Below are 12,949 nucleotides of genomic sequence, written 5' to 3' on the forward strand. Positions count from 1 at the left end.
TCTAGAATTCGCGGTCAACATCTTTGTCGCCACGTCCCGAAAGGTTCACAATAGCGACTTGGTTTTTGTCTTTGAGCAATTTCACCGCAAGGGCAACAGCATGAGACGATTCAATGGCCGGAATAATACCTTCCAGTCGGGAAAGCAACTTGTAGGCATCAATCGCCTCGGTGTCAGTCACGGGATGATAGTTTGCACGATTGCTATCTTTTAGCTGGGCATGTTGCGGCGATATTCCTGGGTAATCAAGGCCTGCAGATACCGAGGTTGAGGGGATCGGATTACCTTCATCATCGACCAGACAGTATGAAAATGTCCCCTGGAATACAGTTGGTTTACCAAAAGAAAGTGTCGCTGCTGTTTTTGGATAAGTCCCGGTGCCACCACCTTCACCACCATGAATTTCGACGGCATGATCATCGAGAAAACCCGAAAATAAGCCAATCGCATTTGACCCGCCACCTACACAGGCAAAGATGCTGTCGGGAAGGCGCCCTTCCTGATCAAGAATCTGCTGGCGTGCTTCTTTACCGATAACGCTTTGAAAATAGCCGACCATTTTTGGATAGGGATGTGGGCCAACATGTGATCCCAATAGATAATAGGATGTGGGATTTTCGACGTAATACATCAAGGCCGCGTCTACTGCATCCTTTAACGTACGGCTACCCAAGTTGGTCGTTACAACTTCGGCGCCCAACAATTCCATGCGTTTGACGTTCAGGGCCTGCCGCGCAGCATCGATTTCGCCCATAAATACTTTGCAGGGGATGTTTAACAATGCTGCTGCTGTTGCTGTTGCAACGCCATGTTGACCGGCGCCAGTTTCGGCAATGATCTCTGTAGCTCCCATTTGTTTAGCCAAAAGAATTTGACCGATACAGTTGTTTATCTTGTGGGAACCTGTATGGTTTAAATCTTCCCGCTTCAAATAGATTTTGGAACCTACGTGTTCGCTTAAATTCTTCGCGTAATATAAAGGTGAGGGGCGACCGACATAGTGTTTTAAGATCGCAATAAACTCTTTCTGGAATTCTTCTTTTTGGACATGACTATCGAAAAAAGCAGCCAGTTTATTCAATTGCTCTTCCAATACCGGTGGGATGTAAGATCCGCCAAATTCTCCATATTGACCATTGTATTGTAGCATCTTCTCATTTGCTTCGACAGATGCAGCTTGTGTTAGACTCATTTTAGGCTTAAGTTTCTTGTTGTAAAAAGATATATTATTTATTGAAGCCTAATATAGTAATCTTTGCAGGTATAGAAAAAAAACAAGGCATCTTTTCTAGAAAAGATGCCTGTAAAATCTTGTATTTGCAAACAAGGATATATTGCGGCCTGTTTTAAGCTTTGGTTTTCCGGAAGATAAAGTAGAAGCCCACCAGAATAAAAGGTATACTCAGTAATTGGCCCATGTTTAAAGCCATACTTTGCTCGAAAGCTTCCTGGTCAATTTTAAAATGTTCCAAGACCATGCGTGCACCAAATAATAGGACCATGAATATACCAAATAATTGACCTTTTTGGCGATTGGGATTTGATTTGAATAGGGAACCAATGATAATAAAGATCAAAATATAGGCGATTGCTTCATAAAGCTGCCCAGGGTGGCGTGGTACATTGTCTACACGTTCGAACACGATAGCCCAGGGTAGATCTGTAGGTGTGCCAATAATTTCGGAATTGAAGAAATTTCCGATACGGATAAGTGCACCGGCAATAGGGACTACAACGACCAATCGGTCCGCTAACCACAAGAAGTCGGTTTTTGTTTTTCTGCAGAATAAATAGAGTGCGAGGATAATTCCGATGGCGCCGCCATGGGAAGCCAATCCTGCGAAGCCGGTAATATGAAATCCTGTTTTATCCCATTTGAATGGCAGGAAGATTTCAAGTATATGATCTTTGTAATAGTCAAAATCGTAAAATAGGCAGTGTCCTAATCGTGCTCCGATCAAAGTGCCCAGAAAAATATAAATTGAAAGCTGATCCAACTGTTCCTGTGTGCGGCCTTCCTTTTTGAATATACGCAACATGATCACGTATGAAACAAAAAATGCTAACAACCAGCATAAGGCATAATAGCGAAGGGCAAAAGCGCCAAAGTTGAACATTTCGGGGTCAATATTCCAATGTATTGCACTTAATATTGAATTCATAAATTTTATAGCTTTTTAAATTACTTTGAAGTAAAGATAAGCTTTAATCTCATTTTTTTATTCCTACAATTTGTTTTTAAGCAGAATATCATTGGGCTGCGGATCTAATTCATTCATCGTGAACAAAATATTGTCTTTTGCGGATCCTTTTTACTTAAAGAGGAGCGTATAACCTAAAATTAATTGCGCAAACAATATTTCAAAAAACATTTTTACTTTTGCATTTCATTGAAATTTTCATATTTTGACGAAAGTAAATAGAAAAGGAAAAGATGGCAGAAAAAAACAAGAAAAAAGAGCCGAAGCACGACGCGGTTGTGACGAAAGATTCGCTTTCATTTTTTGAGAAATATATCAATAATGCTTCTCCTACAGGATTTGAGTGGGAAGGACAGCGCCTGTGGTTGGATTATTTGAAGCCTTATGTTGATGATACATTCGTTGACAACTACGGTACAGCTGTAGGGGTAATCAATCCAAAAGCGGAGTATAAGGTCGTTATAGAGGCTCATGCGGATGAGATTTCTTGGTTTGTCAATTACATTACCAAAGACGGACTGATCTATGTAATACGTAACGGTGGTTCAGATCACCAGATTGCGCCGTCTAAGCGCGTGAATATTCATACGGAAAAGGGCATTGTCAAAGCTGTATTCGGCTGGCCTGCAATTCATACGCGTTCGGGAGAGAAAGAAGAAAATCCTTCGCTGAAAAATATCTTTTTGGACTGTGGCTGTAGTACCAAAGAAGAGGTTGAAGCCTTGGGAATACATGTCGGTTGTGTCATTACATACGAAGATACATTCTCTATCCTTAACGACCGTTATTATGTTGGGCGGGCTATGGACAATCGTGCTGGTGGTTTTATGATCGCTGAGGTTGCTCGTTTGCTAAAAGAGAATAAAAAGAAATTGCCATTTGGATTATATATCGTAAATTCGGTGCAAGAAGAGATTGGTTTACGCGGTGCCGAAATGATTGCAGATCGTATCAAACCGAATGTCGCCATCGTAACTGATGTGACACATGATACGCAAACTCCGATGATCAATAAGATCACACAGGGCGATCTATTTTCAGGTAAAGGTCCGGTATTGTCCTACGCTCCAGCGGTTCAGATTAATCTGAATAAACTGTTGGTTAAAGTTGCTGAGAAGAATAATATTCCTTTCCAGCGTCAGGCTTCTTCTCGTTTTACAGGAACTGATACGGACGCATTTGCCTATAGCAATGGTGGTGTACCGTCTGCATTGATTTCTTTACCACTCCGTTATATGCACACAACAGTGGAGATGGTGCACAAGGAAGATGTGGATAACGTGATCCGGTTGATCTACGAAACATTATTGAATATTGAGAACGGACAAGATTTTAGAACATTTACAAAGTAGAATTTAAGAATATATTAACTTATCATTAGAATTATTATGGAAAATAACCAAAATCAAAACGAATTGAGCATCGAGTTGACAGAAGAAGTAGCAGAAGGAACCTACTCAAATCTTGCGATTATCACTCACTCTAATACTGAATTTGTGGTTGACTTTATCCGTGTGATGCCAGGAGTGCCAAAAGCAAAAGTGAAATCAAGAATCGTTTTGACTCCAGAGCATGCAAAACGCTTGTTAGGTGCATTGGTTGATAACGTGAACCGTTTCGAAGCATTAAATGGCCCAATTAAAATGGACTTAGGTGTTGCTGAACAACCTCAACAAGGTGGTGATCCTACAGTTGCATTCCCTTTTGGAACGCCACAAGGTCAAGCATAGTTGATTGCAGCTATCATTGAGATATCAAAAGCGCCAATTGAACATTGGCGCTTTTTTTATGTCCTTGATTTCAGCAAAGTCTTTCCGATGCTCCAATTGGGTTCATGTACGAAAAAAACGATTGCCCTAACTACCTGTTAAGGGATAAGATCATCAAGATCTAATTAAAATTGAAACATCTGCATATCAGGTAGTGCCTATTAATATTTCTTAATCAATGTTTAGACAGTAATAAGTCAGTGCATATTCAGTCTACACTGAGCAAGCACTGAACGAGCACTGAACAATCACTGAGTAAGCACTGTCTAAAATATAAAGTTGGATGCCATCTGATATTCGCCTGTGGGCTATTGTTAGTTTTGGACTTGGCATTTACTTTTACTAAATTTAGATAACTAATTCAAAAAGGAGATTTATATGGATATTCAAGTGCGGAACTTGACAAAGAAGGATTATGTTGATTTGAAACGATCGATGGAACAGGCTTATGATGGTGCAGGTGAGACCTGGTCAAAGGAAAATATTCAGGATTTGATTGATATATTTCCCGAAGGGCAATTATGTGTGGAGATTGATGGACATGTCGTTGCCTGTGCCTTGTCCATTATCCTGAATTCAAAAAAGAATAATATTTACGATAGCTATTATGAGATTATCGATGACGGTAAGTTTACCAAGCATAGTGATGATGGAGACACCCTTTACGGGATAGAAGTGTTTGTTCATCCGGCACATCGGGCGTTACGTCTCGGCCGGCGTCTCTATGATGCGCGTAAGGAGCTGTGTGAACAGATGAACCTCAAATGTATTGTTGCCGGGGGCCGTATTCCCAATTACCATAACTATGCGGATAAAATGAGTCCGCGGGTTTACATCGAGAAAGTCAAACGCAAGGAGATCTATGATCCGACGCTGACCTTTCAGCTTTCAAATGATTTTCATGTCAAAAAAATACTCAAGCATTATCTGCCTGAAGATGCTGAATCGATGGAGTTTGCTACCCTGTTGGAATGGAATAATATTTATTATGAGTCAGAGACACGGTCCATTTCGACCACCAAGCAGACGATCCGTTTGGGGCTGGTGCAATGGCAGATGCGCTTGTTTGATAATCTGGAGGCATTTTATGATCAGATCGAGTTTTTTGTGGATACCGTGAGTGATTATGGAACAGATTTTATCATGTTTCCGGAATTTTTCAATACGCCGCTCATGAGCCCTTATAACGATCTTCCCGAGCGCCTGGCGATGGAAAGGCTTGCGCAGCATACCTCAGAGATTATCGATCGCATTCAACAGTTTGCTGTATCCTACAACGTTAATATCATTGCGGGTTCCATGCCATTGATGGAAAACAAAAAACTCTACAATGTTTCCTACCTCTGTCATCGCAACGGTAAGCTGGATGAGTTTAAAAAAATTCATATCACGCCAAACGAATTTAAATACTATGGTATGGTGGGTGGTAGTGAAGTGAAAGTATTTGACACCGATTGTGGTAAAGTAGGGCTGTTGATCTGTTACGATGTCGAGTTTCCTGAACTGAGCCGTATTTTGGCCGATCAGGGCATGCAGATTCTATTTGTGCCCTTTATGACGGATACCCAAAACGGGTACATCCGGGTGCGTACCTGCGCGCAGGCCAGGGCGATAGAAAATGAATGTTATGTGGCTATTGCTGGCTCTGTGGGTAATTTGCCGCGTGTGAATAATATGGATATACAATATTCGCAGTCCGCCGTTTTTACTCCTTCAGACTTTGCTTTTCCCAATAATGCCATCAAAGCCGAGGCGACACCGAATGCTGAAATGGTGCTTATTGCCGACGTTGACCTGTATGCGCTGCGCGACCTACATGAGTATGGTACTGTCAAAGTGAAGAAGGATAGGCGGAAGGATCTGTACGAAGTGAAACTTTTGAAGTAAAATTTAAATACGCTTTTAATCTCTTAAAATATGATACAAAAAGTCAAATGGGGGACGCTATCCATGTTCTTAATGATGATGTCATGTCAGTCAAATAAGAAAAGCGATACTGCTCAGGAGGTCCGCACAAATTTTTTTGATGTCTCAGGTATGGATACGACGGTGAATCCAGGAGATAATTTCTTTCAATATGCGAATGGAAGCTGGATGAAAAATACGCAGATCCCGGCATCGGAAACAGGATGGGGCTCTTTTTATGTGCTCGCCGACGAAAATCTGGCAAACCTGAAATCTATTTTGGAAGGGGCCGCAAAGTCCGACAACAAAAAAGGTTCAGATCAGCAAAAGGCCGGCGATTTCTATGCGAGTGGTATGGATACGGTGACGATTGATAAATTGGGTGCGAAACCGATCGAAGGGGCCATTCAAAAAATCAATGGGTTGAAAAGTATTGATGAATTGATTGCGTATGCTGCAGATGGATTTAAGGAGGGCGATGGTGATCTTTTTACCTTTTATGTCGCCGCGGATGACCGGATCAGCACTAAGAATGCATTGCAATTTTTTCAGGGGGGACTCAACCTGCCTGAAGCAAGTTATTATTTAGATCAGGATGAGAAAGCGAAGAAGATCCGGGAGGCCTATGTCGCGTATCTGGTCAAGTTATTCGGACTGATCGGTGAAGGGGCAAATGCCCAAAAGTCGGCTGAGGAAGTGCTACGCCTGGAAACAGAAATTGCCAAATCGCATGCCACACCTGTAGAATTGCGGGATCCCATTAAAAACTACCACAAATTTGCGGTACAGGAATTTCAGAAGCAAACGCCAAACCTCAACTGGAAAGATATTCTGCAACGCTTGGATGTGAAGACCGACACGATTTTGGTACAGCAGCCAAAATTTTACCTTGCTTTAAATAATTTGTTGAAGTCGCAGTCCTTAGATAGCTGGAAGACAAAACTAAAAGCAGATTTAGCGAATGCTTCTGCGACGGCACTGAGCAAAGGTTTCCGGGAGGCCAAGTTTGAATTATTCGGGAAAACCCTGAATGGTCAGAAGCAGGAGAAAGAGCGGTGGAAGCTGATGGTGAGTTCGGCGGACGAGAATCTTGGCGAGATTGTGGGCAAGTTGTATGTGGATGAATACTTCAAGCCCGAAGCAAAAAAGCGAATGCTCGAATTGGTCGACAATTTGCAGAAAGTCTACAAGAACCGCATTGAGAAATTGGACTGGATGACGCCTGAAACCAAAAAGAAAGCGATTGAAAAATTGGAAGCCTTCACCAAAAAAATCGGCTACCCGGAGAAATGGAAAGATTATAGTGACGTGGAGGTAGCCAAAGATACCTACTATGCCAACTTGCAGTCTGCTGCAAAGCATGCTTATAAAGAAATGGTGGGTAAAATCGGTAAACCGGTTGACAAGGCAGAATGGCTGATGACAACACCTACGGTGAATGCCTATTACAATCCACCGTATAATGAGATTGTATTTCCGGCCGGCATCTTGCAGTTCCCCTTCTTTGATGCCAACGCGGACGATGCAATCAATTATGGCGCTATCGGTGCCGTTATCGGACACGAGATGACTCATGGTTTTGATGATCAGGGGCGCCAATATGATAAAGACGGCAACTTGAATGACTGGTGGACTGCAGTGGACGCGAAACAGTTTACGGAACGCGCTAATCAGGTAGCGAAGTTATATGGTGGTTTTACGCTGTTGGACAATCAACATGTAAACGGTGAGCTTACTTTAGGTGAAAACCTGGCGGATATCGGCGGTTTAAATATTGCCTATGATGCCTTTAAATTAACCAAACAAGGGCAGGGGCAGGACAAGATTGATGGCTTTACTCCAGATCAACGTTTCTTCCTGAGTTTTGCGCAAGTGTGGCGCGTAAAGAGCAGCGATGAGCGCATGCGGCTACGTTTAAAAGTTGATCCACATAGCCCCGAACAATTTCGGGTAAATGGTCCCGTATACAATATGGAGGCTTTCTATAAAGCATTTAATGTACAGCCTACAGCAAAAATGTATGTGGCACCGGAGAAAAGAATTTTGGTTTGGTAAGCGGAAACAGGCGTGAACAGCGTTGTCCTAATACGGATTAAGGTCATGCTGTTCAACTGATAACGTTTAAATGGAAATGAAAAAGTAAATTTGTCTTTGAATTATGATAAAAACTGATTACTTTTGCCCTTCATTTAATAACACATTTAATTAATTAACAATGTACGCAATAGTAAATATAGCAGGACAGCAATTTAAGGTTGCAAAAGACCAGTTCCTTTTTGTACACCGTTTACAAGGAGATGAAGGCGCTAGTATTGAATTTGACAATGTATTGTTAGCAGAAGACGGTGGTAAATTTACCATTGGTACACCTAGCGTTGCTGGTGCAAAAGTTTCGGCTAAAATTTTGTCTCATTTAAAAGGCGATAAAGTTATCGTTTTCAAGAAAAAACGTCGTAAAGGCTACAAAAAGAAAAACGGTCACCGTCAACAATTTTCTAAAATCCAGATCACTGGTATTACGTTATAATTGAATTTTTAATCAGACAAATAGTCTTAAATTAAGATAAAGAAATGGCACACAAAAAAGGTGCGGGTAGTTCTAAGAACGGCCGTGAGTCACATAGCAAGCGTTTAGGTATCAAAATCTTCGGTGGTCAACAAGCAATCGCTGGTAACATCATCGTACGCCAACGCGGTACACAACACAATCCTGACACAAACGTTGGTATTGGTAAAGACCACACATTGTTCGCTTTAGTAGACGGTAAAGTAGTTTTCCGTAAAAAAGCTAACAATAAATCTTATGTATCTGTAGTTCCTACAGAACAAGCGTAAGGTTTTGCAACAATATTGGAAAGGCATCAAGAAATTGATGCCTTTTTTTGTTTGTCTGTTCTCCCGTGGATCTACCCTTGGGCAATATGAACGAAATCGGATGCTACTTGCTGCACTTTCGTTGCACAGAGCCACTGTTGGCAATATCGTTGGCCCGCAGCGCTGCTGCCCCGCCAATTTATCGGAGTTGGTAATGAGTGCGTTAAGGTTTTGGTTTTATTTAAATTGTTATTTTCTGTTAAATGTAAAGCTTTGGTACAATTTTTATAAAGGATAGGTGTTTTTAAGACAATAGGCGAAACATTCCGGAATACCATTGGATGCAAGCACGATTGAATAAATACTTACATATGAAATACAACAAGTTTGGATATGGTTTGTGTGCGGGGTTATTTGCCTGTTCATTTTATTCCTGTAGTTCGATTTACATGCCTAATGTGCCTTCAGCGCCGATGTTTACAGAAGCTGGGGAGGTATATGTTTCCGGTAATATCAATACAAAGGCTAATGTATCGGCCAACCTGGGGGTAGCCGTAACCGATCATGTAGCTGTCATCGCCAATGGTTCCTATGTGGATAATAAATCCAATATCAAAGACTATGCGCAAAAGATGGGCGAAGCGGGGATTGGCTATTATACACGCTTCGGTCGGAAAAATAATCGTGTATTTGAGGTTTACGGGGGGTATGGGCTAGGCAATACCAGTGTGGTTGATAAGCGTTCGTCGACGATGGGACAAGCTATTGTGGAAACGAAGGATATGGATTTTGAAAAGGTGTTTGTGCAGGTAAACTTTTCATCGGAGAAAAAGGATGCCCTAAAGTTGTTTGGCAACCGGCACGATATCGATTACGGTACCATCATTCGGTTGAGCAATATGCGGATGAAGAATTTCGCTATTGATGGTCTTCCGGCAGAGAAAGAAGACAATATGCTTATTGAACCTGTATTTTATACAAGGATGGGCTTAGGGAAAGGATGGAAGCTGCAATATACGAACGGTATGGTATTTGGTTTTAAAAGTAATACCTATTTAAAAGCAGGGTACCCATTGTTTACACTGGGAGTTTTATATAAATTTGGAGGAAAATAGGGATTATGAGCAAGAAAATTTTATTTGGATGTTTGGTTCTGCTGGGTTTGTTTATCTCCGGCTGCGGCCTGAATCGACAAAAGGCACAGATCGAGAATTTGGCGAAATGTAAGTTCGATGTGGAATCGGTAGATAGTATTCGGTTGGCCGGAACATCATTGCAACGACTGATCAAGAATAATCAAATCGACCTGGGAGCAGCACCGAGCCTGGCGTTGGCCTATTTGCGGAAAGATATTCCATTGAATGCAGTTATCCGGCTTAAAATAGACAACCCGACGCTCAAAAAGGCATCAATTAATAAGTTTCAGTATATCATTCTTTACGGTGGACAGCAGCTTGTGGAAGGGATTGTCAATCAATCATTACAAATAGAGCCCGGAGAATCTACTGTGGCCAATGTGCGTATAGCGACCAATATCTATGATTTGTTGAAGAATTCGGACCTGCAGGATTTTTTAATGTCAAGCGATGAGAATAAAAAGGGAATATTTACGTTAAAAGTGAAACCTTCTATCAATATCGCAGGGCAGTCGGTATTCTACCCGGGTTATATTACCATCGATAAAGCGGTAAGTCGTAAGATTCTGCTTTAGACAGGGGCATACTGTGATAAGATATTAAGGTTTTCCATGAGAATGGAAAACCTTTTTTATTGATCTTGATTTTCAGGCTAGTTAAGTTACCCTGGATACTTGCCAGCATCTGGCTAAATCGATATTACGAATGGACTATTATGTTAAGAATTAAACTGTAATAAAAAAGTTATAGTGTCAAAGTGTAAAGTATACACCTTATTTTATATTTTAGTCTTTAATTACAAACCTAAATATGTTAAAAAGAATCTTTATTCCTGTTTTGTTATTTGCCGGCGTGCACGCTACGGCTCAGAAAGCTTTCGAACCTTATGAACAACCTATTGAAGGGACTAATCTGACGTTCAAAATGCTGGCAATCCCTGGCGGTAGTTTTAAAATGGGAACTACAAGTGGTGGGAAAGAGGATGAAAAACCTGCACACGAGGTGAAGTTGGATCCATTTTGGATGGGCCAGTATGAAGTAACCTGGGATCTGTTTGAGCCATTTCTGTATAAAGATTATGAGATCGCAAAGAGTAAGGACGGTAAAGTATCGAAAGAGATTGATGCCGTTACGCGACCGACCAAACCTTATTTGGATATGACTTTTGGTTTTGGAAAGGAAGGGCACCCGGCCCTAGCGATGACCCATTACAATGCTATTCAATTCTGTAAGTGGCTGTATGTCCGTACCGGTGTATTTTACCGTTTACCAACAGAGGCCGAGTGGGAATATGCAGCTCGAGCAGGTTCAAAGACGACTTATTTTTTCGGTGATCAAGCAACGCCATTAGCAGATTATGCCTGGTTTAAAGATAATGCTGAACAGAAAACACATATTGTAGGACAGAAGAAACCGAATCCTTGGGGCCTTTATGATATTTATGGCAATGTTGCCGAATGGACTTATGATCAATATAAGGCCGATAGTTACAATGAAGGTAAAGGCAAGGTATTGACTAATCCTGTAGTCGTTCCGACAACCCTGTATCCACATGTTGTACGTGGCGGTGCTTTTGACAGTGGTGCCGAGGACATGCGCTCTGCAGCGCGTGGTGCCTCAGATCCCGTATGGAAACAGTTGGATCCACAAATTCCAAAAAGTAACTGGTGGTTTCCAGAAGCCCCATTCGTGGGTATGAGACTAGTCAGACCCCTCAACCCACCTAGTCACGAAGAGATTATGGCTTATTACGATAAACAGCCAATCAAAGACTTTTAATATAAAATAATCAATATAAAACTGTTATGGAAAATCTAGAAAGAAGAGATTTTATTAAAACTTCTGCTGTAGTTGCTGGGGGCGCTGTGTTGAGCTCAATGCCTTTATCAGGTGCATATGCCGCTGGTTCGGATGTTATCAAAGTTGCCTTAGTGGGCTGTGGGGGCCGCGGAACTGGAGCTACATTTGATGCGCTAAGTTCGGGCATGAACATTAAAGTGGTGGCTCTTGCAGATGCTTTTAAAGATAATTTAGAGAGTACTTATAAAACGCTGAAGGAAAAATGGCAAGATAAGATCGATGTAAGTGACAATCACAAATTTGTGGGGTTCGGTGCATATAAAGATGCAATTCAATTGGCCGATGTTGTTATTTTAGCAACTCCTCCAGGATTTAGACCAATGCATTTTGAGGAAGCGATCCGTCAAGGTAAACATGTTTTCATGGAGAAACCGGTCGCTGTTGATATCCCTGGTGTACAGCAGGTCTTACGTGTGGCTGCAGAAGCTAAACGTAAAAAATTGAATGTTGTAGTCGGGTTACAACGCCGTTATCAAACGAATTACCGTGAGGCGATCAAACGTATCCACGAGGGTGCAATCGGTGATGTTACTTCGGGACAAGTTTATTGGAACTCAGGTGGCGTATGGGTGCGTCCGCGTAAGCCAGAGCAAACTGAAATGGAGTACCAAATGCGTAACTGGTATTATTTCAACTGGTTATGTGGCGATCATATCGTAGAGCAGCACGTACATAATATTGATATCGCCAATTGGGTGAAAGGTGCTTACCCGGTATCGATCCAAGGTACAGGTAGCAGGGCACACCGCACCGGCAAAGAGTATGGTGAAATCTATGATAATTTTGCATTAGAATTGACCTATGCCGACAACAGCGTTGTTTATAGTCAATGTAGACACTTCGAAGGTATACATAACCGTGTAGACGAGCAATTCCAGGCAACAAAAGGACGTGCTTATCTTTCTGCAGGTGGACAGGCTGTATTGTACGACTGGAAGGGAAAGGAAATCTATCGCCATGACGCGAAGGGTAATCCAAACCCGTATCAGCAAGAACATAAAGAACTTTTTACGGCAATTTCGAAAGGCGAATATAAATTTGATAATGCAGAATATGGTGCTTACAGTACGTTGACAGGTATTATCGGACGTATCGCTTGTTATACCGGTAAGGTAATCAAGTGGGATGAAGCCTTGAAATCGACCATCAAATTGGGACCAGATGTACTTGCTTGGGATGCTAAACCAAAATTACTTCCGGATGCAGAAGGTTTTTACCCAGTAGCGATGCCTGGTCAAAACACCAACTTATATATTTAAGCAAT

The 12,949-nt window shown here is 41.7% G+C and carries 12 protein-coding genes; 10 read left to right on the forward strand and 2 right to left on the reverse strand.

What is annotated here, in order from left to right; genetic code table 11:
* Position 1 precedes the first annotated feature (1 nt).
* Together trpB and lgt are read right to left on the reverse strand one after the other, a co-directional pair.
* On the reverse strand, positions 2–1,192 hold the full coding sequence (trpB, locus tag BGP15_RS23520; RefSeq protein ID WP_236560212.1) for a tryptophan synthase subunit beta: 1,191 nt from the start codon (positions 1,190–1,192) through the stop codon (positions 2–4).
* 154 nt (positions 1,193–1,346) lie between these two features.
* Positions 1,347–2,162 (reverse strand): prolipoprotein diacylglyceryl transferase, encoded by an 816-nt coding sequence (gene lgt / locus BGP15_RS23525; protein WP_120334068.1) that lies wholly within the window; start codon positions 2,160–2,162, stop codon positions 1,347–1,349.
* A 272-nt stretch (positions 2,163–2,434) separates the two neighbouring features.
* Here lgt and BGP15_RS23530 point away from each other — a divergent pair, with 272 nt between their 5' ends.
* The 10 genes from BGP15_RS23530 (at position 2,435) to BGP15_RS23575 (ending at position 12,944) form a co-directional block, all read left to right on the forward strand.
* Positions 2,435–3,553 carry a M42 family metallopeptidase gene (locus BGP15_RS23530; protein ID WP_070561144.1) on the forward strand — a complete coding sequence of 373 codons (1,119 nt, stop codon included), beginning with the start codon at positions 2,435–2,437 and terminating at the stop codon, positions 3,551–3,553.
* 36 nt (positions 3,554–3,589) lie between these two features.
* On the forward strand, positions 3,590–3,931 hold the full coding sequence (locus tag BGP15_RS23535; protein ID WP_046672455.1) for a DUF3467 domain-containing protein: 342 nt from the start codon (positions 3,590–3,592) through the stop codon (positions 3,929–3,931).
* 417 nt (positions 3,932–4,348) lie between these two features.
* Complete coding sequence (locus BGP15_RS23540) at positions 4,349–5,857, forward strand: bifunctional GNAT family N-acetyltransferase/carbon-nitrogen hydrolase family protein (protein ID WP_046672920.1); 1,509 nt, start codon at positions 4,349–4,351, stop codon at positions 5,855–5,857.
* A 30-nt stretch (positions 5,858–5,887) separates the two neighbouring features.
* Positions 5,888–7,930 carry a M13 family metallopeptidase gene (locus BGP15_RS23545; RefSeq protein ID WP_286770835.1) on the forward strand — a complete coding sequence of 681 codons (2,043 nt, stop codon included), beginning with the start codon at positions 5,888–5,890 and terminating at the stop codon, positions 7,928–7,930.
* A 160-nt stretch (positions 7,931–8,090) separates the two neighbouring features.
* Positions 8,091–8,402: a 50S ribosomal protein L21 gene (gene rplU / locus BGP15_RS23550; protein WP_028068281.1), complete on the forward strand. Its 312-nt coding sequence runs from the start codon at positions 8,091–8,093 to the stop codon at positions 8,400–8,402.
* A 44-nt stretch (positions 8,403–8,446) separates the two neighbouring features.
* Positions 8,447–8,710 (forward strand): 50S ribosomal protein L27, encoded by a 264-nt coding sequence (gene rpmA / locus BGP15_RS23555; RefSeq protein ID WP_046672918.1) that lies wholly within the window; start codon positions 8,447–8,449, stop codon positions 8,708–8,710.
* Positions 8,711–9,060: 350 nt separating this feature from the next.
* Complete coding sequence (locus BGP15_RS23560) at positions 9,061–9,804, forward strand: hypothetical protein (protein ID WP_115049607.1); 744 nt, start codon at positions 9,061–9,063, stop codon at positions 9,802–9,804.
* Positions 9,805–9,809: 5 nt separating this feature from the next.
* Positions 9,810–10,400 carry a hypothetical protein gene (locus BGP15_RS23565; RefSeq protein ID WP_286770836.1) on the forward strand — a complete coding sequence of 197 codons (591 nt, stop codon included), beginning with the start codon at positions 9,810–9,812 and terminating at the stop codon, positions 10,398–10,400.
* Positions 10,401–10,635: 235 nt separating this feature from the next.
* Complete coding sequence (locus tag BGP15_RS23570) at positions 10,636–11,604, forward strand: formylglycine-generating enzyme family protein (protein ID WP_286770837.1); 969 nt, start codon at positions 10,636–10,638, stop codon at positions 11,602–11,604.
* A gap of 26 nt (positions 11,605–11,630) precedes the next feature.
* On the forward strand, positions 11,631–12,944 hold the full coding sequence (locus BGP15_RS23575; protein ID WP_286770838.1) for a Gfo/Idh/MocA family oxidoreductase: 1,314 nt from the start codon (positions 11,631–11,633) through the stop codon (positions 12,942–12,944).
* The last annotated feature ends 5 nt before the right edge of the window (positions 12,945–12,949 follow it).

Origin of the sequence: Sphingobacterium sp. 40-24 (assembly GCF_001899705.1) — a bacterium.
Classification (GTDB): Bacteria; Bacteroidota; Bacteroidia; order Sphingobacteriales; family Sphingobacteriaceae; genus Sphingobacterium; species Sphingobacterium multivorum.

Bases quoted from the DNA above. Each gene is read 5' to 3' on its own strand.
- BGP15_RS23535 (WP_046672455.1), top strand. From the start codon at position 3,590: ATGGAAAATAACCAAAATCAAAACGAATTGAGCATCGAGTTGACAGAA.
- rplU (WP_028068281.1), top strand. From the start codon at position 8,091: ATGTACGCAATAGTAAATATAGCAGGACAGCAATTTAAGGTTGCAAAA.
- trpB (WP_236560212.1), bottom strand. From the start codon at position 1,192: ATGAGTCTAACACAAGCTGCATCTGTCGAAGCAAATGAGAAGATGCTA.
- BGP15_RS23575 (WP_286770838.1), top strand. From the start codon at position 11,631: ATGGAAAATCTAGAAAGAAGAGATTTTATTAAAACTTCTGCTGTAGTT.
- BGP15_RS23560 (WP_115049607.1), top strand. From the start codon at position 9,061: ATGAAATACAACAAGTTTGGATATGGTTTGTGTGCGGGGTTATTTGCC.
- BGP15_RS23540 (WP_046672920.1), top strand. From the start codon at position 4,349: ATGGATATTCAAGTGCGGAACTTGACAAAGAAGGATTATGTTGATTTG.
- BGP15_RS23570 (WP_286770837.1), top strand. From the start codon at position 10,636: ATGTTAAAAAGAATCTTTATTCCTGTTTTGTTATTTGCCGGCGTGCAC.
- rpmA (WP_046672918.1), top strand. From the start codon at position 8,447: ATGGCACACAAAAAAGGTGCGGGTAGTTCTAAGAACGGCCGTGAGTCA.
- BGP15_RS23565 (WP_286770836.1), top strand. From the start codon at position 9,810: ATGAGCAAGAAAATTTTATTTGGATGTTTGGTTCTGCTGGGTTTGTTT.
- BGP15_RS23545 (WP_286770835.1), top strand. From the start codon at position 5,888: ATGATACAAAAAGTCAAATGGGGGACGCTATCCATGTTCTTAATGATG.
- BGP15_RS23530 (WP_070561144.1), top strand. From the start codon at position 2,435: ATGGCAGAAAAAAACAAGAAAAAAGAGCCGAAGCACGACGCGGTTGTG.
- lgt (WP_120334068.1), bottom strand. From the start codon at position 2,162: ATGAATTCAATATTAAGTGCAATACATTGGAATATTGACCCCGAAATG.